Origin of the sequence: Streptomyces sp. NPDC096132, from assembly GCF_044763345.1 — a bacterium.
Taxonomy (GTDB): Bacteria; Actinomycetota; Actinomycetes; order Streptomycetales; family Streptomycetaceae; genus Streptomyces.
The window spans coordinates 235,982-260,408 of the sequence record NZ_JBIWGA010000002.1 but is presented as its reverse complement, the minus strand read 5'-3'; the positions used below and the strand labels follow the sequence as shown (position 1 = coordinate 260,408).

Genomic DNA, 24,427 nt, shown 5'->3' with positions numbered 1-24,427 from the left:
GCGGGGCTGTGCCTCCGGTGCGGGGCGTGTGGCGTAGGCCGCGCGAGGCTCCGCCTCCGGTGCGGGATGTGTCGCGTAGGTTGCGCGGGGTTCCGCCCCCGGTGCGCGGTGCCGGTTCGGGCGTATCAGCTCGGCCGCGTAGGCCTCGGCCGCGCCGCGCGGTATCGCCGGCCGTGTCGGCACGGGTACGTCCGCCTTTGCCGCGCCGTGCGCGTCCGCTTCTGCCGTGCCGTGGGGGTCCGCCTCTGCCAGGCCTGGCGCGGGCGCAGGGCCCGGCGCGCGGGTCGGGTCGGCCGGGTGGATCTCCGGCTCCGCCGTGCGGTCCGGACGGCGGCCCGACCGGGGCGCCGGCATGACGCCCTGCGGCGCCCGGTGGGCCTGCTCCGCGGGCTCGTCCTCGTCCCCGGAGCCGTCGGCCGGGCCGGGCTTGGGGCGGGCACCCCAGCCGAGGTCGTCGCGCGGCTCCGCGTGATCCCGTACGGGGTCGGCGCTCGCGCTGTCACAGAGCTCGGCGGGCTCGTCGGCGGCGCGCGGGAGGTCCGCCCACACGAGCAGGCCGGAACCCTGCTCCTGGGCACCCCACGAGTGACAGAGGGCCTCGACGAGGAGCAGTCCCCTCCCGTGCTCCTCCTCGGGGCGCTGCGGGGAGGGATGCGGCTCCTCGGGAGAGCAGCCCTCGTCGAGCACGGCTATGCGCACGACGTCGTCGCCGTCGAGCAGCTCGCACACGACGACATCGCTGGCCGAGTGCACGATCGCGTTGGTGACCAGTTCGGAGATGACGAGAGCCGCCGTGTCGCAGGTGTCCTCGCACACCGACCAGCCGGTCAGCCGGGCCCTCACCAGGCGTCTGGCCTGGGCGGGGGAACCCGGATGGGCGGCCAGTTCGAATCGGAACCGGCGCTCGGCAGTGGCCTCCTGGCGGCCAACTCCCTCCCCCACTCTCGAATGCGCTCGAGCGGGGGTACCCCCATCGGCACCGAGACCCTGGGGGCGGCCTGCGGCGGCGTCTGTTCCTAAGGGCGCGGACGGAATCACGCTTGCCACTATCGCCCCGCCGTGAACACTTGGCAAGTGTCACTCTGAAAAATGCAGAGTGCTGTGTGACGTAGTGGAGCGCCGTGGCACACTGCTCGCAACAGCACGTTGAGCGGCGCCAGTTGGGATCACCGGAGATCCGTACCCAGTCGTACAGATCTTCGAATAGGTCTTCGAATGGCGCCGTAAGGCTGTCAGGATTCGTTTCGTCACCGGCCGGTCTGGCCCCAGCGGGCCAACTCGACCGTCCGGCCGGGGCTCTTCGTGGAGGTGGAGCGTGAGCGAGCCGCGGTCCGCGCCGACCGTCGGACAGGTCGTCCTCGGCCGGCGCCTGCTGGACCTGCGGGAACGCGCAGGGCTCAAGCGCGAGGAGGCGGCTCGCATCCTCCGCGTCGCACCCGCCACCGTCCGCCGTATGGAGATGGCCGAGGTCAGCCTCAAGATCCCGTACCTGCAGCTGCTGCTGAAGGCGTACGGCGTCACCGACGAGGAGGCCGAGGGGTTCGTGCAGTTGGCCGAGGAGGCCAACAAGCCCGGCTGGTGGCAGCGGTTCCACGACGTCCTGCCCGGCTGGTTCTCGATGCACGTCAGCCTGGAGGGCGCGGCCGCCCTGATCCGCCAGTACGAACCGCACTTCGTCCCCGGTCTGCTGCAGACCGAGTCCTACGCGCGTGGCGTCCTGAAGTCGGGTGCCATCGGCCAGACCCGGCCGGAGGACATCGAGCGTCTCGTCGCCCTGCGCATGCAACGCCAGGAACTGTTCACCCGTCAGGACGCGCCCCGGTTGTGGGTCGTGATGGACGAGACGGTGCTGCGCCGCCCGATCGGCGGCCCGGAGGTGATGCGCGCGCAGATCGACAAACTGCTCGAGGCGACGAAGCTGCCCAATGTGACGCTGCAGGTCGCCCCGTTCGCGGGCGGGCCGCACCCCGGCACCTACGGGCCCTTCGTGCTGTTCCGATTCGCCATGCCGGAGCTTCCGGACATGGTCTACAGCGAGTACCTGACCGGCGCCGTCTATCTCGACGCGCGCACCGAGGTGGCGACCCACCTCGAGGTCATGGACCGCATGGCGGCGCAGGCCGCTACTGCACATCGCACGAAGGAGATCCTCAGGGATTTCCGCAAGGAGCTGTGAATGGATCGCATCAAGCCGCGCAAACGTGTCTACAACGGCATGCCCGCGCGGGACTTGGGCAGCGAAGGCTGGCACAAGCCCTGGAGCGGCGGCAATGGAGGCAACTGCCTGGAGGCGATGAAGCTCGCCGACGGCCGGATCGCCGTCCGGCAGTCGACCGACCCGGACGGTCCGGCGCTGATCTACACCACCGACGAGATGACGGCCTTCATCGAGGGCGCCAAGGCGGGGGAGGCGGACTTCCTGCTGTCGTGAGCCCACTGTCCTTCGGTTGTCTTTCGTTTGTCGTTCTTTTCACTCAACTTCTTTGTTCTGGTACTGACTTGATTACTCATTGCGTCTTACGGAGCGCCTCATGACCGGGCAGGACCCCACCCCCGCCGTCGAGATCGACACCAGCAGACCCCATCCCGCACGGATGTACGACTGGTACCTCGGTGGCAAGGACAACTACCCCGTCGACGAGGCGATGGGCCGGCAGATGCTCGCGCTCGACCCGCGCGTGCCGGTGATGGCACGAGTCAACCGCGCCTTCATGCACCGCGCCACGCGCTGGCTGGCCGGGAACGGCGTCCGCCAGTTCCTGGACATCGGCACGGGCATCCCCACCGAGCCCAACCTGCACCAGGTCGCCCAGGAGGTCGCGCCGGACGCCCGGGTGGTCTACTGCGACAACGATCCGATCGTGCTGGCCCACGCGGCGGCGCTGCTGCGCAGCACGCCCGAGGGCGTCACGGAGTATCTGCAGGCGGACGTCCGCGACCCGGCCACCATCGTCGAGGGGGCCGGGAAGCTCCTGGACTTCAGCCGGCCGGTGGCCCTGTCGCTGGTCGCGCTGCTGCACTTCGTCCCCGACGAGGACGGCGCGCACGAACTCGTCGGCCGGCTGCTGGCCGAGCTCCCCTCCGGCAGCTACCTGATGATGACCCACGCCACCGCCGACTTCACCCCGGAGGAGTCGGCGGCGGCGACGGAGAAGCTCAAGGCGGCGGGCGTCACGCTGGCCCTGCGCTCCCGCGAGGAGTTCAGCCGCTTCTTCGACGGCCTCGACCTGGTCGAGCCCGGTGTGTCGGTCGTCCCCGACTGGCACCCCGAACTCGGCGAACCGGTCCCCGGCCAGGACGACGGGGTCATCCCGGGCTACGGGGCGGTGGGCCGCAAGCCCTGACCCGGAGAATCGGGACGGTCGCGCAGCCTCAAGGCCGGGTCGCGCGGCCTCAAGGCCGGAGGGACGTCAGAACCAGGTCAGCATGCGCCGTGGGGCGTCCACCAGACGGCTCACGGCGACGACCGCCAGCGGCGGCTGCTCGGCCTCACTGCGTTCGAGGTGCAGCCCGTAGTAGATCTGCTCGATCGACGGCGGTCCGACCGCGAGATTGCGCCGGACCGCCGCCGAGGCGGACTCCTGCCCGGTCTCCACGAGGTACGCCGCCGCCATCGTGCCCGTACGGCCGACTCCGGCACCGCAGTGCACGAACACCTTCCCGGGGGCCTGCGTGACGGCCGCCAGGAGCCGCTGCACCTGTGCGGGCTTCGGCGTCTGCCCGTCACGGATGGGCAGCCGTACGACGTTCAGCCCGGCATCGCGGGGATTCGCGAGCTGGGTCGCGCTCAGGTCCTCGGCGCGCAGGTCGACCACCGTGGTGAAGCCCATGCCCGCCAGCGCACGGTAACCGGCCGGGGAGGGGGCCGCGCCCCGCCACAGCTTCCCCTCGGTGCCCACCGGCTGGAAGTTGTGGATGCCCTGCACGGTCCGCGTTCCCGCGGGTGCCGGGGTCTCCTCACGGGCCCAGTACGACAGTGCCGCGATGCCGCCGGCGCCGGCCACCCACAGGGCGACGTAACCGATGACCAGGGCGATCAGGACGCGCAGCGCCCGCCGGGGGAGGGGGCGCTTGCGCAGGGCAGGGTTGGGCAGGGTAGCGGTGAGGGCAGCCATGAGCGACCAGGGGGACTAGGGGACGTGGGCGCTTTGGCATGGTAGCCCGGGCACCCCCTGGGCGTCTTGTCCGTGTACGCATGCATATGCGAAGCGTACGGTGGTCGATCAGTCGTCGTCCGTGTCCGCGTCCCCGATGCCGACGACCGTGAGATGGGTGCGTTCCAGGGTCGCGTCCTCCAGGCAACCGGTCAGCCGCAGCCGGTCGTGCTCGGTGAGAGCGGGCCGTACGGTCCCGGCGAACAGCCCGTCGCCGAGGTCGCCGAGCGTCGCGTGACGCAGCGGTACGGACGTGGAGTCCCGGCAGCGCTCCCAGACCTGCTGGGCGGCCAGGGACCGGCGCGCGGCCGTCAGGTCCGGGCCGCGTACGTCGACCCGGACGATCACGGAGGTCGCCTCGTTCCGGTTCTCCTTCTCCTCCCGGGTCTGCGTGAGCTGGGCGATCCCCACGACCAGCCCCGCGAGCAGGGCGGCGCCGACGACGCACACCGCGGCCACGCGCGCGATGCGGCCACGGGAGGGCGGGGAGCCGCCGGGCAGCGGCAGGTCCTCCAGGTCGAGGGGGCCGTGGGGGCCGCCGGGACCGTAGGGGGCGACGGGGGCGTAGGGGAGGTAACGGTCGCTGATGCCGTAGGGGCCGTAGGGGCCAGGGGTGCCGTAGTGGTGGGCGGGGTCTTCGGGGGCGGGTGCGGTGAGGACCGCCAGCCGCCCGGCCAGCCGGCGCTCCGCCGGCCGAGCGGTCGTGGACGCGATCCGCTGGACCACCCAGGCCAGCCCCGACAGCAGTACGCCAGTGACCATGAGGACCGGCACGAAGACGTACGTACGGTCCGCGGGGTCCTCCAGCCACCGGAACCGGGCCTCCTCGCGCTCGCCGGAAGGCTGCCGGAGCCGGGCGAGCACGTCCTCCTGCCGGGCGTCCAGCTCAAGCTGCCGCCGGTCGGTGTCGCGCAGTCGCTCCTCGATCCGGGTCAGCCGCCCCAGCAGGACGACGCCGAACAGCATCACCTCCACGACCAGCAGCAGCACTCCGCAGATCAGGGCCCGCTGCCACTGCCACCAGTACAGGTAGACGACGAGGTAGGTGGCCGCCCCGGCGGCGGCCAGGCCGGCGAAGACGAACGCGACTCTCCTCATGGCGCGTCCCCCAGCCGTACGTCCCCCGTGGTCCCGTCGACCGTGAGCCGTGCGCCCGACGGGAAGCGGCGTACGGCGTCCACGGCGCCCACGACCGCGGGCAGCCCGAACTCCCTGGCCAGGACCGCCAGGTGGGACAGCGGGCTGCCGGTCTGCGCGACCAGGCCGGTGAGGCCGGGCAGCAGGGGGGCGAGCGCGGGGTCCAGGGTGCGTACGACGAGCACCGGATCCTCCGGGCGGGGGCCCGTGCCGTCCCAGACGGTCCCCACCGCGCGCCCGCCGGACACACCCCGTCCGCCGTCGCCGCGGCCGTCACGGTGCTCGGCGACCACGATGTCGCCCTCCGCCAGCCGGAAGACGTCCGGCAGCGGGGGCGACGCGGTGCGCGGCACGCGCGCGTGCAGGTCGCCGGGCAGTGCCCCGCCGTCGAGCGCCGCGCCGAGCTCCCGCCAGCGCAGCAGCGTCACGTCCGCCACCCCGGATCCCACCCGTGGGGCCGCCTCCCGCACGAGCCGGACCTGCAGCTCCTGCACCCAGCGGATCCGGAGCCGGAGGGCCTCGCGGGGCGGGAGGGCGGGGGCGGGAGCGGCGGTGAGGGGAGCGCCGTCGCGTTTCGGGCCGCCGTTCAGGAGGCTCCGCTGGGCGCCGTCTTGGCTCGGTGCCGGTGGCTGGGCTTCTGCTGGTGCGGCGGTCTGTGCTGGTGCCGATGCCTGGGCTTGTGTCCGGGGTGGTCGGCCCCGGTCTTGCAGGCTCGGTGCCGTGAGGGTCAGGATCACCGGGTCGGCCGCCACCGCGCGGTCGTCGGACAGGCCCCGGGCGCGGGCGTCGGCGAGGGCGGGCAGGGCCGTTCCGGCCGCCGTGCGGCTCCTCGGGGGTTCACGCAGGAGAGCGCCCGCGAGGGTCTCCTGGGCGTGCAGCGACACCAGGGCCCTGCGGGTCCAGCGCAGCTCCGCGGCGAGGGCCGGGCCGGGCAGTCCGGCGGGCGAGGGGATCCGGGCCAGCCGGCGGTCGACGTCCGCGACCAGATCCGTGGCCAGGCCCGGCAGCGCCGCGGTGAGTCGTCCCACCCGCCAGGCCGCGGCGAGCCGGCGCGCTCCCGGCGCCGGGTTGAGCAGCGCCAGCCACCGGTGCGCGGGCGCGACCGCGCCGAGCAGGCGCAGATCGGCGGCCGCGCGCCCGCCGACCGTCGTGACCACCGGCACCGTCCGCAGCAGCCGACGCGGTGCGCTGCCGGCGATGTCGAGCGCGGCGGCGAGCCCTCGGGCCATGGGAGTGACCCACAGGTCCTCCTCCAACGGCGCCAGCTGCCCCGGCAGCGTCTCGGCGACCGGCCCCGGCCCCAGCAGTCGGGCGCCGCGCGGCGGCCGTACCGCCATCGCCGTGATCGGACGGCTCTGGAACAGCCACAGCCGTCCGCCCGCGTCGAACCCGAACTCGATGTCCTGCGGCCCGCCGAAGACCTTCCGGGCCCGCCGCGCGAGCCGTGCCAGCCGGGCCAGCTCCGCGCGCGTGAGCAGCGGCTCCGCGCGGTCGGGCTCGGTGCGCAGCAGCCGTCCGCGGCCGCCCAGCCAGTAGTTGGTTCCGGCCTGCTCCCCGCTGACCAGGCTGTCCGGCCCACCGCGCACCGCGCTCACCAGCATCCGGTCCGCCCTGCCCTCGACCGGGTCGGCACCGAACAGCACTCCTCCGACACGTGCCGTGAGCATCAGCTGCACGAGGACCGCCATGGGCGCCGTGGAGCCGTCCGGCCGGTGCGCCGAGTCGAGCACGGTCCGCACCGCCGTACGGAAGGCGGGCCAGCCGCATACGTCGAGCACGGAGGCGAACCGGCCCGCCAGCGAGGACTCCTCGGTGTCCTCCTGCGGCGACGAGGAGCGCACGACGAGCGGGCGGGTGCCGCCGTCGGAGAGTCCGTCCCAGGCCCGCCACAGGGCGACCGGGTGACCGGCCGCGTCGTGCGGGATGACGAATCCGGGGAGTACGGGCAGGCCGGCGCGGGCCGCACGGGCGAGGTTCGCGGCCTTGGATCCTGCGTGTCGGGGGAGCGCGGCGCCGGGGTCTTCCAGGGGGACGGTGGCCGGGCCGTGGGTCCCCGCCGGGCCGAGGGCGACCTCGCCCCGTGGGCCTTCCCCGCCGTGGGCACCGTCTCCGTGACGTTCGTCGAGCGTCGTCATCAACACCCTCCAGGACCGACCGCCAACAGGGGGGACGCGCGGGGTTGGCCCTGCGCCTGACGGCGGAACGAAGGATGGGGCGAGCCGCTGCCGGTCCCTGAGCAGGACACGACGACAGCGCACCTCCTGTTCCGATGGTCCCACCGCTGTTCTGATCCCTGTAGCCCGTAAGCCACTTTTCGGACATGCGGGAGGGGAATTACGGAACCGACCGTAGATCTCGCCGTGCCGCTCGTCCGCAGGCAGCACCCGACGGCTCGTCCTCGGGCAGGAGACGGCCCGCGGCGCCTCGTCCGGGGGCAGGAGGCCGGGCGGGCTTGCGGCGCCTGGGCCGGGGGCAGGAGGCCGGGCGGCTCGCGATGCTTGCTCCGGGCCCGGTGCCGGCCGTGATCTGCGCGATCGGACTGAGCTGGTCGTACGGCGAGGTCGCTAGACGCTCATCGGCCGGTCGTACGGCGATATCGGTGCCGGGAGGCGCGAGCTGCCCGACAGGTGGCGGTCGACGGCCGCCGCCACCGCACGCCCCTCCGCGATCGCCCACACGATCAGCGACTGCCCGCGCGCGGCGTCGCCGGCGGCGAACACCCCGGGGACGTTCGTCGCGAAGGCGCCGTCCCGCGCGATCGTGCCGCGCGGCTCCAGCGTCAGCCCCAACTGGTCCACGAGTCCGTCCTGCCGGTCGGGCCCGGAGAAACCGAGCGCCAGCAGCACCATGTCCACGGGCAGCGTCCGCCCGCTGTCCGCCACCGGCCGGCGCAGCGCGTCGACCTCGACGAGGTGCAGCGACCGCACATGCCCGCTCTCGCCGCCGGTGAAGCGGAGCGTGGACGCGGCGAACAGTCGCGCGTCCGCGTCGGCCGCCGGCGCACTCCGCAGGTCACGCGCCTCCTCGTGCGCGGCCGACAGCCGGTAGATCTTCGGGTACGTCGGCCAGGGATCGCTGTCCTCGTCGCGGTCCACTCCCGGCTGGGCGTAGATGTCCAGCTGGGTCACGGACGCCGCGCCCTCCCGGACCGCCGTCCCCAGACAGTCCGCGCCGGTGTCCCCACCGCCGACGATCACGACATGCTTGCCGGCGGCGGACATCGGCGAGACCTCCAGATCACCCTCGCACACCCGGTTGGCCAGCGGCAGGTACTCCATCGCCTGATGTATTCCGGCCAACTCCCGGCCCGGCACGGGAAGTTCCCGCCAGGCCGTCGCCCCGGTGGCGATCACCACCGCGTCGTAGCGCGCCCGCAGCTCCGCCGCGCCGACGTCCCGGCCGACCGCCGTCCCCGTACGGAACCGGGTCCCCTCGGCGCGCATCTGCTCGATCCGCCGCTCCAGATGGTGCTTCTCCATCTTGAACTCGGGGATGCCGTACCTCATCAGACCGCCGATCCGGTCGTCCTTCTCGTACACGGCGACCGTGTGCCCGGCCCGGGTCAGCTGCTGCGCGGCGGCCAGCCCGGTGGGCCCGGAACCGATCACCGCCACCGTCTTCCCCGAGAGCCGGTCCGGCGGCCGCGGCGGCGCGAACCCCTCCGCCCAGGCCCGGTCGGCGATCGCCACCTCGACGTTCTTGATGGTCACGGCGGGCTGGTTGATGGCGAGAACGCACCCCGCCTCGCACGGCGCCGGACACAACCGTCCGGTGAACTCCGGGAAGTTGTTCGTCGCGTGCAGCCGGTCGCTCGCCGCCCGCCAGTCCTCCCGCGACACCAGGTCGTTCCACTCCGGGATCAGGTTGCCGAGCGGACAGGCGTCGTGGCAGAAGGGGATGCCGCAGTCCATGCAGCGGTCGGCCTGCTTGCTGATGATGGGCAGGAGCGCCCCGGGGACGTAGACCTCGTCCCAGTCCCGGACCCGCTCCTCGACCGGCCGGCGGGGCCAGTCCTGGCGGGGGGTGGTCATGAATCCCTTGGGATCGGCCATGGGGCGTCTTCCTTGCGTACGCGTGGACAGGCCGAGCGTCATCGGGCGGCACTCTTTCGGCCACGATACGTCCCGTCGGCCGCCAGCGCAGAGAGTCAGACCAGGGCCAACGCATACACGACGGCCGCCGCCGTCGAGGCGACCGCCCGCACGTGGTTCCACCGCGTCCACTCACGCACATACGTCGGCCAGTACGTCACCGCCTCCGGCGCACCCGGCTCCAGCCTCATCAGGGCCTCGTTGCGCGGCACGTTCGCCGTCACGGTGACCCCGAACGCACCGACCAGATACAGCGCGCTGCCCAGCAGCAGGTGGACCGTCCCCTCGTCCGGCCACAGCAGGAACGTCACCACCGCGATCCCCGCGCACAGCCCCGCCGAGCCGAGGAACAGCACCATGAACGCCGGGGTCATCGCCGAGGAGTTGATCGCGTTCATCGCGGCGACGCCCTGCGCGGCCGGCAGCGCGGCGAGCCCCCGCATCACCAGCACCGAGAAGGCACAGAACACTCCCGCCATCAGCCCCGTCGCCACAGCGCCCAGCAACGCGAGCATCGGATACGGTCCATCGGTCATCAACGTCAACTCCCCGTGTCGTGCCGAGATCCTGCCCGGCCCGGATCCGTCACCTCAAGTGAAATCCCGTACATGATCGGTGACCATGGCCAGGGCGCGCGGGGACATGCGCCGTCCTCTCCGGGGTCGGCCCTGCGGGCTCTAGGCGGCGGAACCTGTCTCTCCGCGCGTGTCGCCCCTTAGGCTCCCCCGCCCCTCCCGCCCCTCCCGCCCCTCCCGCCCCTCCCCGCCCTCCCGCCACTCCCGCAGCCGTCCCTCCACCCGCGCGGCGATTCGCCGCCTCGCCTCGTTGCGCGGCACGCCGCTCATCAGCAGGTCGTCGTACGGCGTGTCCAGATGCCGTACGGAAGCGGCGACCGCCGAGACGACCGCGCCCTCGGACAACGCCCGCCCGGCGGCACTGCGGCCCACCCGCCCGCTGCCCCGCACCGAGGCGTGTGCCGCGACGGCCCGGGCCCTGTCCGCGGGGCAGCCGGGGAACAGGCGCAGGATCGCCGCCGCGAACGCCTCCGCGAACCGCGCGTCCTCCGCGGCCCGCCGCCGCGCGTCCCGCAGCCGGCGCCGCCGTCGCGCCTCGGCGTCGGCCAGGCACCGCTCCTCGGCCCGGGCGAGCCCCGCCTCCTCGACCAGGACGCCCTGCCGCTCGTAACGCCCCTTGCGCCGGTTGAACCGCACCACGACCACCGAGAGCGTGCTCTCCTCCCGCGACCTGCGCGTCAGCGCCGTGTCGCCACGCGGCAGGAACACCAGGTGTCCCAGGTCCGCACAGCCCAGGCAGCGGGGCCCGCCCTCCTCCAGGACCAGCATCGGCTGCGGTCCCCGACGGCACCCGGCGCAGTGCTTCCGCCGCAGCGGCTGGACGACGAGAAGGCCGGTGCGGGACGGGGGAGTCGCGAGGGCTGTCATGGAGGCTTCATTCCCGCTGGTGGGCGCGGTACCACGTGGTCGTCGGCTCGGCTCGGCCCCGCACGAAGGCGCACGGTGCGAGAGCGCCGACAGCCTGCGCGCGACGACCGCCACGCGTGCCGGGCGGCGCCTGACGCATCATGGGCCGTGTGCGACTCGAAGCGATCACCTGGGAACGGCTCGGCGACCTCCTGGCGGAGCGGCTGCTCGACCTGAAGCCGGAGGACGGCAGCCCCTGGCCCCGCGTCGCCTTCGACGGCGCTCCGGCCGCCCGCCCCGGAGACCTCGCGGCACGCGTCGCCGAGGCGCTGCGGATACGGGGCCGCGCGTCCCGTGTCGTCGACACGCACGGGTTCCTGCGCCCCGCCTCCCTCCGCCTGGAGTACGGCCATCACGACGTGGAGGCCTACTACAACGGCTGGTTCGACACCGGTGCCCTCTGGCGCGAGGTGTTCGACCCCCTCCAAGCCGGCGGCGACGGGCGGATCCTGCCCGACTTCTGGGACCCGGCCGCCGACCGGGCCACACGCAGCCCGTACGTCCAACTCCCTCCCGGCGGATTCCTGTTGCTGCACGGACCCCTCCTGCTTCGACACTGGTTCCCCTTCGATCTCACCGTCCATGTCCAGCTCTCCCCGGCCGCCCTGCGCCGCCGCACCCCGGAGGCGGACCAGTGGACACTGCCCGCCTTCGACACCTACACGAGGGAGACCGACCCGGCCGGTACGGCCGACGTCCTCGTCCGGGCGGACGATCCGCGCCATCCCGCGTGGGGCGGGTCAAGCGGCGCGTGAACGCCGCGCAGTTGCGGCCACCGGCGTTCGGTGCCCCGGTGAGATGCGGGTGTCCGGAGGCGCGACGAGAATGGAGGGGCGCCGGGACCAGCGGTGCCCCCCGCGCCGCGCCGGCCGTCCGGCACCGGGAGGTATCCATGACCACAGCCGGAGACATCATGCACCGGGGCGCCCGTTGGATCCCCGCCCAAGAAACCCTCGACCGAGCCGCACAGTTGATGCGCGAGCTCAATGTCGGAGCCCTTCCCATCAGCGACGAGAACGAGCGGCTCTGCGGCATCCTCACCGACCGCGACATCGTCGTCGGCTGCGTGGCCCAGGGCCGCGATCCGTCCAAGGTCACCGCCGGAGAGATGGCCCGCGGCACCCCCCGCTGGATCGACGCCAACGCCGACGTCGGCGACGCGCTCCGCGAGATGCAGGACCACCAGATCCGCCGGCTGCCCGTCATCGAGAACAAGCGCCTGGTGGGCATGATCAGCGAGGCCGACCTCGCCCAGCACCTCAGCGAGGACCAGATCGCCTCCTGGGCCGGGAGCGTCTACGCCAGGACCGGAGCCGGCCCGCACTGACGCCGGTCCCACGCGGCGGCACCGGCACCGAGGCAGGCCTTGCTCGGAGCCGGGCCGTGTGCCCTCAGAGCCAGCCGTTGCGCCGGAAGCCGCGGTACAGCACCAGGCAGGCCACGGATATGACGCCGATGACCAGCGGGTAGCCGAACCTCCAGTGCAGCTCCGGCATGTGATCGAAGTTCATGCCGTACACCCCGCAGACCATCGTCGGCACCGCGATCACCGCGGCCCAGGCCGTGATCTTCCGCATGTCCTCGTTCTGCGCGACCGTGACCTGCGCCAGATGCGCCTGCAGGATCGAGTTCAGCAGTTCGTCGAACGCGGCGATCTGCTCCGTGGCCCGCAGCAGGTGGTCGGAGACATCCCGGAAGTACGCCTGTATCTCAGGGTCGACCACCCGCACCGGCCGATCGGCGAGGTCCAGGAGCGGGCGCTTCAGCGGTACCACCGCCCGCTTCAGCTCCAGGAGTTCACGCTTGAGCTGGTAGATGCGCCCCGGGTCGGCCCGCGCGCCGTTCTCCGCGAAGACGTCCGCCTCGACCTGGTCGATGTCCGCCTGCACGGCGTCCGTGACGTTCAGATAGTCGTCGACGACATGGTCCGCGATCGCGTGCAGCACCGCCGACGGGCCCTTGGCGAGCTGGGCGGCGTCGGACTCCAGCTCCTCGCGCAGCGGACCCAGTGAACCGTGCCGCCCGTGCCGTACCGTGATCACGAACTCCTGGCCGACGAACACCATGATCTCGCCGGTGTTCACCACCTCGCTCGTCGCCGTGAGCTCCTCGTGCTCGACGTAGCACACCGTTTTGAAGACCGCGAAGAGCGTCTCCCCGTACCGCTCGACCTTGGGGCGCTGATGGGCTTCGACGGCGTCCTCCACGGCCAGCGGATGCAGGTCGAAGAGCTCGGCGATTCCTGCGAACTCGTCGTTGGTCGGCTCGTGCAGGCCGAGCCAGACGAAGCCGTGGCCGCTCTTGCGCACCCGCTCCACCGTGTCGACGAGATCCTCGCCGACGGGGGCCCGTAGGCCGTCCTGGTACGTCACACAGTTGACCACCGAGGAACCCAGCGGGGAGCGCGCGGGGTGACTCAGGTCGACCCGGGCACGCCGCCGGCCCAACCGTGCCACCTTCCGCAGGCCGCCGACCCTTCCGAGGCCGGTGACCTTCCGCAGATTCCCTGCCATGGTCATCTGGATCTCCTTGCGTGGATCTCCTCGCGCCGCACTCCTGCGCCCTGGCCAGCCAGTCTGCCAGGCCCGCGGATGTCGTGGGTAAGCCTGTGGAAAGGGCCCATTCCGCTTTGTTCCCGCCTGTGGACGAAGGGACTTCGGACCGCCACCGGTACGGACTTCCAGGCCGCTACGGCCATGGATTCCCCGCCGTGCCACCGTGGGCGCGGCGCGCAATCCCGCCGCGTCGACCGCCTCCGGCAAGCCGGACAACTGGGATGATCAGCACATGACGCGAACCGACGGGTACCTTCTCGACAACCAGCAGACCGAGGCGGGGGAACGCTTCGACGCCTTCGCCACCGTCTTCGACCCCACGACGTTCCGCCACCTCGAAGGGCTGGGCATCGGCCCCGGCTGGCGCTGCTGGGAGGTCGGAGCCGGCGGCACCTCGGTGGTGACCTGGCTGGCGAAGAAGGTCGGTCCCACCGGCAAGGTCGTCGCGACCGACATCGACACCTCCCGGCTGGCCCCGGCCGCCCGCCCGCCGGTCGAGGTACGCGTCCACGACGTCGGCGTCGAGGAGCCCCCCACCGAGGGCTTCGACCTGGTGCACGCCCGGCTCGTCCTGGTTCACGTCCCGGACCGGGAGCGGGCATTGCGCTCGATGGTCAAGGCCCTGCGCCCCGGCGGACGCCTCTTGATCGAGGACGGGGACCCCGCCCTGCAGCCCCTGCTCTGCCCCGACGAGCACGGCCCCGAACAGCAACTGGCGAACCGGCTGCGGCACGGCTTCCGCACACTGCTCGCCGACCGGGGAGCCGACCTCGCCTACGGCCGTAAGCTTCCGCGTCTGCTGCGCGAGGCCGGGCTGCACCGCGTCGAGGCCGACGCCTACTTCCCGGTCGCCTCATCCGCCTGCGCGGCCCTGGAATCGGCGACGGTCCGCCAGATCCGCGACAAACTCGTCTCCGCCGGTCTCGCGACGGACGAGGAGATCGACCGCCACCTGGCCAATGTCGCCTCCGGCACCATGGACCTGTGCACGGCACCGATGATCTCGGCGTGGGGGCGCAAGGGATAAGGGGCGAGACCCGTCCTCAGCCGACGCGGGCCTCCTCCGCGGGCGTCGACGTCGATCCGCTCCCGGTGGCCGGCGGCCGGGCGCCCACCCGTTCGACCGCCCGAGCCCCCGCCCGGCACCCCTCGGCCGCCGCGGCTCCGGGCTCCGTGCCCGTGAGCAGGGCGGCGAGGAAGGCGCCCGTGAAGGCGTCGCCGGCGCCCGTGGTGTCCCGGGGCGTCGCCGGAACGGCGGGGACGCGGGTCAGGACGGCTCCGTTCCGGGCGATCAGCGCTCCGTCCGCGCCCTGCTTGGACACCACGAGCGGGACATGGCGGCTCAGCTCGGCCGCCGCATCCGCCCCGTCGGGCAACCCGGTCAGCAGACACGCCTCGTCACGGCTGGGCAGCAGCACGTCCACCCCCTCGACGAGGTCCAGGAAACGGTCGACGCCCAGTTCGACCAGGAAACCCGCCGACGCCGGATCGAGGCTCACCCGCACCCCGTGCGCGCGTGCCGACGCCACCGCCGTACGCACCATCCCGCGCCCGGACTCGGAGAACAGCAGATAACCCGACAGATGCAGTCGGCGCACCCCGTCCAGGAGGGCTGCCGACCAGTCGCCGGGTTCGAGCCGCAACGCGGCGCCACTGTCGGTGAGAAACGTCCGCTCGGCCGCGGCATCCGTGTCGACCAGACAGATCACCGTCCCGGTCGGCGCCACCGGGTCGACGACGAGCCGGGGCCGCACCCCGCAGGCCGTCAACTCCCGTTCGTGCCAGGCCACCGAGTCCGCGCCCACCCGACCGAGCAGCCGTACGTCCGCGCACCCCCAATGCGCCGCCCAGCACGCCACGTTGGCACCCGCGCCGCCCGGCAGCGTCCGGATCACGGCGGCCGTGTCCGTCCCCGCCGCCAACAGCCCCCGATGCCGCGCGACGACGTCCGTCACGACGTCCCCGACGACCAGCAGCGCCCCGCCCGACCGGATCCCGGCCCCCGGCACCCCGGCCGTGGCCAGGTCCGGAACCGGACCGCCACGCTCGCGTTCCGTCTCGCCCGGCCGCCCGGTCACACCCTCACGCCCCGGCCCGAGCCGCCGCGATCCGTGCGGCCAGCCGTACGTTGCCCCGCACCGCTGCCAGATTCGCGCTCAGGGACGCGCCGTCGGTGTGCCGGACCAGGTAGTCGAGGAGGAACGGCGTGACGCCCTGGCCGGTGACGCCGGCCTCCTCGCACGCGTGCAGCGCGTCGGCGAGCACGCGCGCGTGCAACTCCGGATCCAGCTGCTCCTCCTCGGGCACCGGGTTGGCGACGATCAGGGCCGACTCCGGCCCGCCGAGCGTGTCCTGAGCTCGCATCACCTCGGCCACCTGCGTCGGCGTCTCCAGCGTCCAGTCCACCGGATGGCCCGAGTCGGACAGATAGAAGCCCGGGAAGCGGTCCGTGCCGTAACCGGCGATGGCCACGCCCAGCGTCTCGAGGCGCTGCAGGGTCGCCGGAACGTCCAGGATCGACTTCACTCCCGCGCACACCACCGTGATCCGCGTGCGCGCCAGCAGCCCCAGGTCGGCCGACTCGTCCTGGGTCACCGTCCACTCCCGGTGCACCCCGCCGAGCCCGCCCGTGGCGAACACCCGCACACCCGCCAGCGCCGCCAGCAGCGCCGTCGCCGACACCGTGGTCGCCCCGCTCGCTCCCGAGGCGACCGCGAGCGGCAGGTCGCGATGGCCCAGCTTGCGGATGCCGTCCTCGTTGGCGACGCGCTCCAGTTGTTCCTTGTCCAGGCCGACATGGGGCCGTCCGTCCAACACTGCGATGGTCGCCGGGACGGCACCCTCCGCGCGGACGACCGACTCCAGTTCCAGCGCCACCTGGAGGTTGCGCGGGCGCGGCAGCCCGTGGGCGATGATCGTGGACTCCAGGGCCACCACGGGGCGACGCGCGTCGACCGCCTCCCGCACCTCTTCCGACACCACCAGCACCATGCGCCTGTCTCCTGTCCTCGGGTTCTCCCTCATCTCTGGCGGGCGGCACGCCCGGCCAAACCCCGGCGGCCTGTGGGGGACACCACCGGCCCGCGACGCATGACGGCGCGGGCCCGGTCCTCAGAACAGCGGCTCGGGCAGTACCCCCTCCAGCGCGAGCAGCTTCCGCTTGGTCTCCAGACCGCCCCCGAACCCGCCGATGCCGCCGTCGCTCTCGACGACCCGGTGGCAGGGCACGACGACCGGCAGGGGATTGGCACCCATCGCCGTCCCCACCGCCTGCGCCGCACCCGGCTGCCCGACCCGCTTGGCGAGATCCCCGTAGCCGACGACCGCGCCGTACGGCACACCGGAGGCGAGTTCGCGCAGGACCTGGCGGTTGAAGCCCGAGATCAGCGACCAGTCCAGGGGCAGCTCGAAGTCGCGCCGCTCACCCGCGAAGTAGGCGTCGACCTGCCGTATCGACTCGGTCAGCAGCGGGGAATCGGGCGCCTCGACGGGATCCGTGCCCAGCCTGTCCGCGAGCCGGCCGAGCGCCTTGTCACGGACCGCCACGGTGGCGTGGAAGACGACGTTGACCAGACCCTCGCGGGTCGCGGCCAGCAGCAGCGGACCGATGTCGGTGCCGACGACGGCCCACACGACCTGCTGCTCGTTGTGCCCATGGCTGTTCATGCGACCCACCGTACGACCTGCCACTGACAACCGGGTCAGTACCAGTACAGGGCCCTGTGCACCACGTCCGGCTTGTTGGTGATGACGCCGTCGACGCCGTACCCGGCGACGGTCCGCGCGGTGGCGGCGTCGTCGACGGTCCAGACGAAGACCCGCATCGGTTGGCCGTGCGGTCCCCTCAGCGCGTGCACGGCGTCGACATAGCCGCGGGACACGGCGGTGTGCGACGGGTTGATCAGGTCGGCGAAGCCCGCGTACCGGGCCAGGTCCGCCTTGGCCGGCGCGCCCAGCAGGCCGGTGCGCACCGCCGGCTTCAGGGCGTGCACGGTGCGCAGACTGTCGGCGCTGAAGCTCTGCACGATCAGCCGGCCGGTGACATGCCGGCGGTCGAGCCAGCCCTCGTTGCTCAGCAGCTTCAGCGTCTGCTGCTCGATCCCCGGGTACAGCTCGGGGTTCTTGATCTCCAGGAGCAGCTTCTGGTGGTTGTGCTCCACCCGTTCCACGTACTGTTCGAGCGTGGGTACGCGCGCGCCCGTGTACGTGTCCCCGAACCAGCTTCCCGCGTCCAGCCGCGCGATCTCGGCCGCCGTGAAGTCCTTCACCTTCCAGGGCGCACGGTCGGGAAAGACCTCCTCGACGTCGGTCGTACGGCGGAGACTGTCGTCGTGGATCACCACGAGCTCGCCGTCCTTGGTGCGCTGGACGTCGTTCTCCACCCAGAGGATGCCCAGGGCGGAGGCCTCGTCGACGGCGTCGAGGGTGTTCTCCGGTGCGAGTGCGGAGGCACCCCTGTGGGCGATCACCGCGGCCCGGGCGGCGATGCCCGCTCGGGCGTCGTGAACGGGGAGCAGAAGGGCGACGGTGCCCAGGAGCGCGGTGGTCGTGGCGGCAAGTGCGCGCGCGTGCATGCGTACTCCTCGCGTCGTGTGATCACGTACAGCTCCACTGTGACAGCACAGAGTCAACGACGGAGGGGTGCAGGATGACCACAGGATGAAAGGAGACGTCCGAGCCCGCTCACTGCTGCCGCACATGTGCGGCAAGGACGTGTTTCTTTGCCGGAAAATCGTTCGACCATTCCGGTGGGAGTCATACTCTCTCTCAGCCTTTGACCGCTCACGCGGTCCTGGGAGGGCCCGTTTCAGGGAAATCGAGCAACAGGGCGGAAGGGCAACCGCGCATGCAAGGCACGGTCGACGGATTCAGCTACGGACTCGTCACACCGCTGGTGGCCTACGTCATGGCCTGCCTCGGCGGTGCCCTCGGCCTGCGCTGCACCACCAGAGCCCTGCTCGTCGCCCACTCCTGGCGCCCCGGATGGCTCGCCCTCGGCTCGGCGGCGATCGGCTCCGGCATCTGGACCATGCACTTCATCGCGATGATGGGCTTCACGGTCAAGGGGGCGCCGATCCACTACGACAAACCGACGACCTACGCCAGCCTCGGCGTCGCCATCGTCATGGTGGGCGTGGGGATCTTCATCGTCGGCTACAGGGGTGCGACCGGCACCGCGCTGTTCACCGGCGGCACGATCACCGGTCTGGGCATCGCGTCGATGCACTACCTCGGCATGGCCGGGATGCGGTTCAGCGGCAAGCTGGAATACAACACGTTCACCGTCGGCGTCTCCGTCGCCATAGCCATGGCCGCTGCCACCGCCGCGCTGTGGGCCGCCGGACAGGTCAGGGGCTTCCTGTGGAGCGTGGGTGCCAGCCTCGTCATGGGGCTGGCCGTGACCGGCATGCACTACACGGGCATGGCCGCCCTGAGCGTCCACCTGCACGCCACCGGCACCCCGACCGAGGGCGACTCGCCCGCGGCCCTGCTCGCGCCGATGCTGATCGGTCCCCTCGCCTTCCTCCTCCTCGCCGGGGTCGTCGTGATGTTCGACCCGCTGATGGTGATGAAGCCCGACTGGACCCCCGTCGAGCACAAGCCCGGCGTCCCGGCACACCCGCCCGTACAGCACGCCGCACGCCGTACCGCGCTCCGCACCCGCCGAGGGGTGCCCCACCGCGAGTCACGCACCCCGCAGAACCGCTGACCCCGCACCCCGCGCACCCCCGAGCCCCTCCCGGACCGAGCTCCGTTCCCCGGTGAAACCGCTGATCCGACCCCGTTGTCAGTGGGTGGTCGTACGGTGGATGGCATGCGGCCCGTCTCTCACATCGAACGCACGGTGGCGCCCTTCGAGGTCGTCAGCCCCTACCAGCCCAGCGGCGACCAGCCGACGGCCATCGCCGAGCTCGCCCAGCGCATCGAGGGCGGCGAGAAGGACGTCGTCCTCCTCGGCGCGACCGGCACCGGCAAGTCCGCCACCACCGCGTGGATGATCGAGAAGCTCCAGCGGCCCACCCTGGTGATGGCCCCGAACAAGACCCTCGCCGCCCAGCTGGCGAACGAATTCCGGGAACTGCTGCCGAACAACGCGGTCGAATACTTCGTCTCGTACTACGACTACTACCAGCCCGAGGCCTACGTCCCGCAGTCGGACACCTACATCGAGAAGGACTCCTCGATCAACGAGGAGGTCGAGCGGCTGCGCCACTCCGCGACGAACTCGCTGCTCACCCGGCGTGACGTCGTCGTGGTCGCCTCGGTCTCCTGCATCTACGGCCTCGGCACGCCACAGGAGTACGTGGACCGCATGGTCCCCCTGAAGGTCGGCGAGGAGATCGACCGGGACGACCTGCTCCGCCGCTTCGTGGACATCCAGTACACGCGCAACGACCTGGCGTTCACCCGCGGCACCTTCCGGGTACGCGGCGACACCATCGAGATCTTCCCGGTCTACGAGGAGCTCGCCGTCCGCATCGAGATGTTCGGCGACGAGATCGAGGCCCTGTCCACCCTGCACCCCCTCACCGGCGAGATCATCAGCGACGACCAGCAGCTGTACGTCTTCCCCGCCTCCCACTACGTCGCGGGCCCCGAGCGCCTGGAGCGGGCCGCCAACGACATCGAGAAGGAGCTGGGCGAGCGTCTGGCCGAACTGGAGAAGCAGGGCAAGCTCCTCGAGGCCCAGCGCCTGCGGATGCGCACCACGTACGACCTCGAGATGCTCCGCCAGATCGGCTCCTGCTCCGGTGTCGAGAACTACTCGATGCACTTCGACGGCCGCTCGCCCGGCTCCCCGCCGAACACCCTGCTCGACTACTTCCCGGACGACTTCCTGCTCGTCATCGACGAGTCCCATGTCACCGTCCCGCAGATCGGCGCGATGTACGAGGGCGACGCCTCCCGCAAGCGCACCCTCGTCGACCACGGCTTCCGGCTGCCCTCCGCCCTCGACAACCGCCCCTTGAAGTGGGAGGAGTTCCAGGAGCGCATCGGTCAGACCGTGTACCTGTCGGCGACGCCCGGCAAGTACGAGCTCTCGCGCGGGGACGGCGTCGTCGAGCAGATCATCCGTCCCACCGGCCTCATCGACCCGGAGGTCGTCGTCAAGCCCACCGAGGGCCAGATCGACGACCTGGTGCACGAGATCCGCAAGCGCACGGAGAAGGACGAGCGGGTCCTGGTCACCACGCTGACCAAGAAGATGGCCGAGGACCTCACGGACTACTTCCTGGAACTGGGCATCCAGGTGCGCTATCTGCACAGCGACGTCGACACCCTGCGCCGCATCGAACTGCTGCGCGAGCTGCGCGGCGGCGAGTTCGACGTGCTGGTCGGCATCAACCTGCTCCGTGAGGGACTCGACCTGCCCGAGGTGTCCCTGGTGGCGATCCTCGACGCCGACAAGGAGGGCTTCCTGCGCTCCGGCACCTCGCTGATCCAGACCATCGGCCGTGCGGCCCGCAACGTCTCCGGCCAGGTCCACATGTACGCCGACAAGATCACCCCGGCGATGGAGCGGGCCATCGAGGAGACCAACCGGCGCCGCGAGAAGCAGGTCGCCTACAACACGGCGAACGGCATCGACCCCCAGCCGCTCCGCAAGAAGATCAACGACATCGTCGCGCAGATCGCGCGCGAGGAGGTCGACACCGAGCAGTTGCTCGGCACCGGCTACCGCGCGAAGAAGGACGGACGGGGCACCAAGGCCCCCGTGCCCTCCCTCGGCGACAAGGCGGCCAAGGGCGCGAAGACCAAGGCCGCCAAGGGCAAGGCCAAGGAGACGGTCCCCACCGACCGCCCCGCGGCCGAACTCGCCGAGCAGATCGAGGAGATGACGGAGCGCATGCGGGCCGCCGCCGCCGACCTGCAGTTCGAGGTCGCCGCCCGACTGCGTGACGAGGTCGCGGAGATGAAGAAGGAACTGCGTCAGATGAAGGAGGCGGGGCTGGCCTGACGGACCCGTGCGGCTCCTGTTCCCGGGCCGCGCACGCGCTGTGTTGCAAGACCGACACAAAGTGCGTGCCCGGGTACGGGACTGTCAGTGCCTGTGCGTAGGGTTTCCGGCAACCGCGGAGTCCGCGGCAACAGGGGACAGTTCGAGAGGGGAATCAGCCCGTGACCGTCAACATGACCAAGGGCCAGGCCATCAGTCTGCAGAAGAACGACGGGGGCAGCCTGACCGCGGTCCGCATGGGTCTCGGCTGGCAGGCGGCCCCCCGGCGCGGCCTGTTCGGCTCCCGTACCCGGGAGATCGACCTCGACGCCTCCGCCGTCCTGTTCGCGGACAAGCAGCCCGTCGACGTCGTCTTCTTCCGTCACCTGGTGAGCGACGACGGCTCCGTCCGGCACACCGGTGACAACCTCGTGGGCGGCGTCGGCCAGGGCGGCGACGACGAGGCGATCCTCGTCGACCTCGCACGCGTCCCGGTCCACATCGACCAGATCGTCTTCACCGTGAACTCCTTCACGGGCCAGACCTTCCAGGAGGTGCAGAACGCCTTCTGCCGTCTGGTCGACGAGACCAACGGCCAGGAGCTGGCGCGCTACACGCTCGCGGGCGGCGGCGCCTACACGGCCCAGGTGATGGCCAAGGTGCACCGATCGGGCTCGGGCTGGACGATGACGGCCCTCGGTACGCCGGCCAACGGCCGTACCTTCCAGGACCTGATGCCCGCCCTGCTGCCGCTGCTGTAACACGACCCGGCCCGCGGACACGACAACACCACACGCGACACAGGGGGACAGGCGATGACGGCCGAGCTGGTGCGGGGGCAGAACCACCCGCTCTCCCAGGCCCGCCTCGAGATCAGGGTCTCGGCCGGCACGCCCGTCGTGGCCGCGGCCACGCTCAGCGACGAGAACGGCACGGCGCAGGGCGTCGAAGGGGTGGCCCACCCGGGCTCGCCGACGCTGCCCGGCCTGGAGGTCTCCCGGCAGGCCGCCGCCGATCACCGTCTCGCGGTGGACCTGGACGCCATGCCGGCGAGCGTGCACCGCGTCAACGTACTGCTCTCCCTGCCGCCGGCCGACGGGGGCGGGCCGGTCAGCTTCGGTTCCGTCCCGTCCCCCGCCGTCGCGGTCACCGGCCTCGACGGCACCGAGATCGCCACGTACACCCTCACCGGCCTGTCCGCCGAGTCGGCGGTCGTCGCCCTGGAGCTCTACCGGCGCCAGGGCGCCTGGAAGGTGCGCGCCGTCGGGCAGGGGTACGCGGGCGGCCTCGCCGAACTCCTCACCGACCAGGGCCTTCCGCAGGCGCACCAGCTCGCGGCCGGTATCAACGAGGCGGTGGCCCAGGGCCTGGCCCGCTCGGTGCCGGCCCCACCGCCCCGCCCGGCCGACGGCGACCGTGCCCGGCAGGCGGCCGCGTCCGCGCTCGGCCCGGACCAGAGCGGCTCCCCGTACGGAGCGCAGGGCGCCACCGGCCCCTACGGGCCGGGGCAGGGCTCGCAGAGCGCCTCCGGGCCGTACGGCCCTGGCCAGAGCCCGCAGTCCGGCACCGGGACGGGCTACCCGACGGGCACACCCGGTCCCACACCGACGGGTTCCGTGCCGACGGGCGCACCGATGGACCCCGCGTCCACCCCCCAGCCGACACCGGCCCCGCCCACCAGCGGCGGCCCGGTCGACTACGTCCACCCCCGGCGGCAGAACGCGGCTCCGCCGCCGCCCCCGCCCACCGCGCCCCCGGCCCAGCCCGGGCAGCCCGCCCCGCCCGTCGCGGGCGACGCGACCGGCTGGTCCATGGACGAGCGGCTCTACAACCAGGTCTGGGGCATGTTCGAGGACCTGGCCCGCACCACCGCCGCCTACCGCAGTGCCGTCGACTTCGCCGACACGCGCCTGGAGAAGGAGCTGGACCAGGTCCTGTCCGACCCGCGCAGCAGGATCGGCGGCCAGGGCGACGCGGCCCGCGAGGCGGCCCAGGCCAGACACATCCAGCTCGTCGACCAGGCCCGGGAGGCCCTGGAGCGGGACCTCGTCCAGCTCACGGCCGAGGCCGACGTCGTCGAACCGGCGCTGCCCCCGGCCTACGCCCGCTGGGACAACCCCGTGTGGCACGCCTACCGCGTCCCCATGGAGATGCCCATGGCCCTGCGCCTGGGCGACCTCCACCTGCCCGAGAGCGACCCGCTGCGCATCCCCGTGCTCGTCAGGCTCCCGCTGGAGCGCGGGCTGTGGATCGACAGCGGAAACACGCCGTCGTCCGAGGAGTCGTTCGCCGACTCCCACGAGCTGCGGCATCTCGCCCTGGTGTCGGCCGTGGCGCACACCGCCCGGCTGCTGGCGGCGTATCCGGCGGGCGAGTTCACCGTGCATGTCATCGACCCGGCGGGCTCGGGCGCGCAGGCGCTCGCTCCGCTCGTTCAGGCCGGAGTGCTCGCGGCCCCGCCCGCCGCCGGCGCCGCGGGGGTGGCGGACGTCCTGGGCCGGCTGACCCAGCGCGTCGACCTGGTGCAGATGGCGGTGCGGGGCGGCGCGGCCGACTCCCTCCCGCCCGGCTTCGACACGTCCCAGCAGCTTCTGGTCGTCAACGACTTCCCGCACGGCTTCGACGACCGTGCCGTGACCCAACTCCGCTACCTCGCGGACGAGGGCCCCTCCGTCGGCGTCCATCTGATGCTGGTCGCCGACCGGGAGGACGCCGCCGGTTACGGTCCGTTGCTGGACCCGCTGTGGCGCGGGCTGCTCCGGCTGACCCCGGTGCCCGACGACCACCTGGCGGACCCCTGGGTCGGGCATGCCTGGACGTACGAACCGGCGCTCGTGCCGCCCGGCAGCCAGGTGCTCCAGCAGGTGCTCGCCCAAGTCGCGAGGGCTCGCACCAAGCACATGTAAAGACACCTGACCAGGGGATTTGGTCTTTCTTTTGCCAATCGCTTTACCTTTCCTTGGTGATTGGGGTACTGTTTTCCTCACGGAGGGGAGTACTCCCTGCTGCGGCGTACCCGTCAATACGGATCGGCTCGATCCCGGGGCGTCGGCCCACTTCCGGGTGGAAG

The 24,427-nt window shown here is 72.1% G+C and carries 21 protein-coding genes and 1 pseudogene; 10 read left to right on the top strand and 12 right to left on the bottom strand.

Going from position 1 to position 24,427, the window contains the following annotated elements; all coding sequences use genetic code 11:
• Positions 1-369 precede the first annotated feature (369 nt).
• Positions 370-1,074: pseudogene (locus tag ACIRF9_RS05570) on the bottom strand (ATP-binding protein); the annotation flags it as partial.
• A gap of 241 nt (positions 1,075-1,315) precedes the next feature.
• Between ACIRF9_RS05570 and ACIRF9_RS05565 the strand changes: the two are divergent.
• The 3 genes from ACIRF9_RS05565 to ACIRF9_RS05555 all read left to right on the top strand — a co-directional run bounded on the left by ACIRF9_RS05565 (position 1,316) and on the right by ACIRF9_RS05555 (position 3,344).
• Positions 1,316-2,176 (top strand): helix-turn-helix transcriptional regulator, encoded by an 861-nt coding sequence (locus ACIRF9_RS05565; RefSeq protein ID WP_403816780.1) that lies wholly within the window; start codon positions 1,316-1,318, stop codon positions 2,174-2,176.
• Entirely contained in the window at positions 2,177-2,431 is a 255-nt protein-coding gene (locus tag ACIRF9_RS05560; protein ID WP_057580268.1) for a DUF397 domain-containing protein, read from the top strand.
• Positions 2,432-2,531: 100 nt separating this feature from the next.
• Entirely contained in the window at positions 2,532-3,344 is an 813-nt protein-coding gene (locus ACIRF9_RS05555) for an SAM-dependent methyltransferase (RefSeq protein WP_403816776.1), read from the top strand.
• Between the two features lie 66 nt (positions 3,345-3,410).
• Here ACIRF9_RS05555 and ACIRF9_RS05550 read toward each other — a convergent pair whose 3' ends face one another.
• The 6 genes from ACIRF9_RS05550 to ACIRF9_RS05525 form a co-directional block, all read right to left on the bottom strand.
• Positions 3,411-4,115: a dual specificity protein phosphatase family protein gene (locus tag ACIRF9_RS05550; RefSeq protein WP_403816773.1), complete on the bottom strand. Its 705-nt coding sequence runs from the start codon at positions 4,113-4,115 to the stop codon at positions 3,411-3,413.
• A 108-nt stretch (positions 4,116-4,223) separates the two neighbouring features.
• A complete protein-coding gene (locus ACIRF9_RS05545) occupies positions 4,224-5,252 on the bottom strand; it encodes a hypothetical protein (RefSeq protein ID WP_403816770.1) in 1,029 nt (342 codons plus the stop codon).
• Positions 5,249-7,426 (bottom strand): PEP/pyruvate-binding domain-containing protein, encoded by a 2,178-nt coding sequence (locus tag ACIRF9_RS05540; RefSeq protein WP_403816767.1) that lies wholly within the window; start codon positions 7,424-7,426, stop codon positions 5,249-5,251. Before ACIRF9_RS05540 ends, ACIRF9_RS05545 begins: the two co-directional genes overlap by 4 nt.
• Positions 7,427-7,855: 429 nt before the next feature.
• On the bottom strand, positions 7,856-9,343 hold the full coding sequence (locus ACIRF9_RS05535) for a glutamate synthase subunit beta (protein ID WP_403816764.1): 1,488 nt from the start codon (positions 9,341-9,343) through the stop codon (positions 7,856-7,858).
• 95 nt (positions 9,344-9,438) lie between these two features.
• Complete coding sequence (locus ACIRF9_RS05530) at positions 9,439-9,918, bottom strand: DUF1772 domain-containing protein (RefSeq protein WP_403816761.1); 480 nt, start codon at positions 9,916-9,918, stop codon at positions 9,439-9,441.
• A 141-nt stretch (positions 9,919-10,059) separates the two neighbouring features.
• A complete protein-coding gene (locus tag ACIRF9_RS05525) occupies positions 10,060-10,824 on the bottom strand; it encodes a DUF2293 domain-containing protein (protein WP_403816758.1) in 765 nt (254 codons plus the stop codon).
• Between the two features lie 140 nt (positions 10,825-10,964).
• Between ACIRF9_RS05525 and ACIRF9_RS05520 the strand changes: the two genes are divergently transcribed.
• Together ACIRF9_RS05520 and ACIRF9_RS05515 are read left to right on the top strand one after the other, a co-directional pair.
• Positions 10,965-11,618 (top strand): uridine kinase, encoded by a 654-nt coding sequence (locus tag ACIRF9_RS05520; protein WP_403816755.1) that lies wholly within the window; start codon positions 10,965-10,967, stop codon positions 11,616-11,618.
• Between the two features lie 137 nt (positions 11,619-11,755).
• A complete protein-coding gene (locus tag ACIRF9_RS05515) occupies positions 11,756-12,190 on the top strand; it encodes a CBS domain-containing protein (RefSeq protein WP_403816752.1) in 435 nt (144 codons plus the stop codon).
• Between the two features lie 64 nt (positions 12,191-12,254).
• Here the strand turns inward: ACIRF9_RS05515 and ACIRF9_RS05510 are convergent, their stop codons facing one another.
• Positions 12,255-13,382 (bottom strand): magnesium and cobalt transport protein CorA, encoded by a 1,128-nt coding sequence (locus tag ACIRF9_RS05510; protein ID WP_403816749.1) that lies wholly within the window; start codon positions 13,380-13,382, stop codon positions 12,255-12,257.
• Positions 13,383-13,650: 268 nt separating this feature from the next.
• On the opposite strand from ACIRF9_RS05510, the gene ACIRF9_RS05505 reads away from it, so the two are divergent.
• A complete protein-coding gene (locus ACIRF9_RS05505) occupies positions 13,651-14,445 on the top strand; it encodes a methyltransferase (RefSeq protein WP_403816746.1) in 795 nt (264 codons plus the stop codon).
• A gap of 16 nt (positions 14,446-14,461) precedes the next feature.
• Here ACIRF9_RS05505 and ACIRF9_RS05500 read toward each other — a convergent pair whose 3' ends face one another.
• From ACIRF9_RS05500 to ACIRF9_RS05485, 4 genes are all read right to left on the bottom strand, one after another.
• Complete coding sequence (locus ACIRF9_RS05500; protein WP_403817929.1) at positions 14,462-15,442, bottom strand: carbohydrate kinase family protein; 981 nt, start codon at positions 15,440-15,442, stop codon at positions 14,462-14,464.
• 58 nt (positions 15,443-15,500) lie between these two features.
• On the bottom strand, positions 15,501-16,409 hold the full coding sequence (locus ACIRF9_RS05495) for a pseudouridine-5'-phosphate glycosidase (RefSeq protein ID WP_403816743.1): 909 nt from the start codon (positions 16,407-16,409) through the stop codon (positions 15,501-15,503).
• A 120-nt stretch (positions 16,410-16,529) separates the two neighbouring features.
• Complete coding sequence (locus tag ACIRF9_RS05490; RefSeq protein WP_403816740.1) at positions 16,530-17,084, bottom strand: methylated-DNA--[protein]-cysteine S-methyltransferase; 555 nt, start codon at positions 17,082-17,084, stop codon at positions 16,530-16,532.
• 35 nt (positions 17,085-17,119) lie between these two features.
• Positions 17,120-17,992, bottom strand: coding sequence for a glycerophosphodiester phosphodiesterase (locus tag ACIRF9_RS05485; RefSeq protein ID WP_403816738.1), 873 nt, complete (start codon positions 17,990-17,992; stop codon positions 17,120-17,122).
• Between the two features lie 272 nt (positions 17,993-18,264).
• Here ACIRF9_RS05485 and ACIRF9_RS05480 point away from each other — a divergent pair, with 272 nt between their 5' ends.
• The 4 genes from ACIRF9_RS05480 (at position 18,265) to ACIRF9_RS05465 (ending at position 24,263) form a co-directional block, all read left to right on the top strand.
• The gene (locus tag ACIRF9_RS05480; protein ID WP_403816734.1) at positions 18,265-19,128 is read left to right on the top strand and encodes an MHYT domain-containing protein; all 864 of its coding nucleotides are present in this window, start codon (positions 18,265-18,267) and stop codon (positions 19,126-19,128) included.
• A 105-nt stretch (positions 19,129-19,233) separates the two neighbouring features.
• Positions 19,234-21,378 (top strand): excinuclease ABC subunit UvrB, encoded by a 2,145-nt coding sequence (gene uvrB, locus ACIRF9_RS05475; protein ID WP_403816731.1) that lies wholly within the window; start codon positions 19,234-19,236, stop codon positions 21,376-21,378.
• A 161-nt stretch (positions 21,379-21,539) separates the two neighbouring features.
• Positions 21,540-22,118: a TerD family protein gene (locus tag ACIRF9_RS05470; RefSeq protein WP_403816728.1), complete on the top strand. Its 579-nt coding sequence runs from the start codon at positions 21,540-21,542 to the stop codon at positions 22,116-22,118.
• 54 nt (positions 22,119-22,172) lie between these two features.
• Positions 22,173-24,263, top strand: a complete 2,091-nt coding sequence (locus ACIRF9_RS05465) for a TerD family protein (RefSeq protein WP_403816725.1) — start codon at positions 22,173-22,175, stop codon at positions 24,261-24,263.
• Positions 24,264-24,427: the final 164 nt, after the last annotated feature.

Coding starts and splice junctions, on each gene's coding strand:
- ACIRF9_RS05560 (WP_057580268.1), top strand. CDS start 2,177: ATGGATCGCATCAAGCCGCGCAAACGTGTCTACAACGGCATGCCCGCG.
- ACIRF9_RS05555 (WP_403816776.1), top strand. CDS start 2,532: ATGACCGGGCAGGACCCCACCCCCGCCGTCGAGATCGACACCAGCAGA.
- ACIRF9_RS05550 (WP_403816773.1), bottom strand. CDS start 4,115: ATGGCTGCCCTCACCGCTACCCTGCCCAACCCTGCCCTGCGCAAGCGC.
- ACIRF9_RS05545 (WP_403816770.1), bottom strand. CDS start 5,252: ATGAGGAGAGTCGCGTTCGTCTTCGCCGGCCTGGCCGCCGCCGGGGCG.
- ACIRF9_RS05540 (WP_403816767.1), bottom strand. CDS start 7,426: ATGACGACGCTCGACGAACGTCACGGAGACGGTGCCCACGGCGGGGAA.
- ACIRF9_RS05535 (WP_403816764.1), bottom strand. CDS start 9,343: ATGGCCGATCCCAAGGGATTCATGACCACCCCCCGCCAGGACTGGCCC.
- ACIRF9_RS05530 (WP_403816761.1), bottom strand. CDS start 9,918: ATGACCGATGGACCGTATCCGATGCTCGCGTTGCTGGGCGCTGTGGCG.
- ACIRF9_RS05525 (WP_403816758.1), bottom strand. CDS start 10,824: ATGACAGCCCTCGCGACTCCCCCGTCCCGCACCGGCCTTCTCGTCGTC.
- ACIRF9_RS05520 (WP_403816755.1), top strand. CDS start 10,965: ATGGGCCGTGTGCGACTCGAAGCGATCACCTGGGAACGGCTCGGCGAC.
- ACIRF9_RS05515 (WP_403816752.1), top strand. CDS start 11,756: ATGACCACAGCCGGAGACATCATGCACCGGGGCGCCCGTTGGATCCCC.
- ACIRF9_RS05510 (WP_403816749.1), bottom strand. CDS start 13,382: ATGACCATGGCAGGGAATCTGCGGAAGGTCACCGGCCTCGGAAGGGTC.
- ACIRF9_RS05505 (WP_403816746.1), top strand. CDS start 13,651: ATGACGCGAACCGACGGGTACCTTCTCGACAACCAGCAGACCGAGGCG.
- ACIRF9_RS05495 (WP_403816743.1), bottom strand. CDS start 16,409: ATGGTGCTGGTGGTGTCGGAAGAGGTGCGGGAGGCGGTCGACGCGCGT.
- ACIRF9_RS05490 (WP_403816740.1), bottom strand. CDS start 17,084: ATGAACAGCCATGGGCACAACGAGCAGCAGGTCGTGTGGGCCGTCGTC.
- ACIRF9_RS05485 (WP_403816738.1), bottom strand. CDS start 17,992: ATGCACGCGCGCGCACTTGCCGCCACGACCACCGCGCTCCTGGGCACC.
- ACIRF9_RS05480 (WP_403816734.1), top strand. CDS start 18,265: ATGCAAGGCACGGTCGACGGATTCAGCTACGGACTCGTCACACCGCTG.
- uvrB (WP_403816731.1), top strand. CDS start 19,234: ATGCGGCCCGTCTCTCACATCGAACGCACGGTGGCGCCCTTCGAGGTC.
- ACIRF9_RS05465 (WP_403816725.1), top strand. CDS start 22,173: ATGACGGCCGAGCTGGTGCGGGGGCAGAACCACCCGCTCTCCCAGGCC.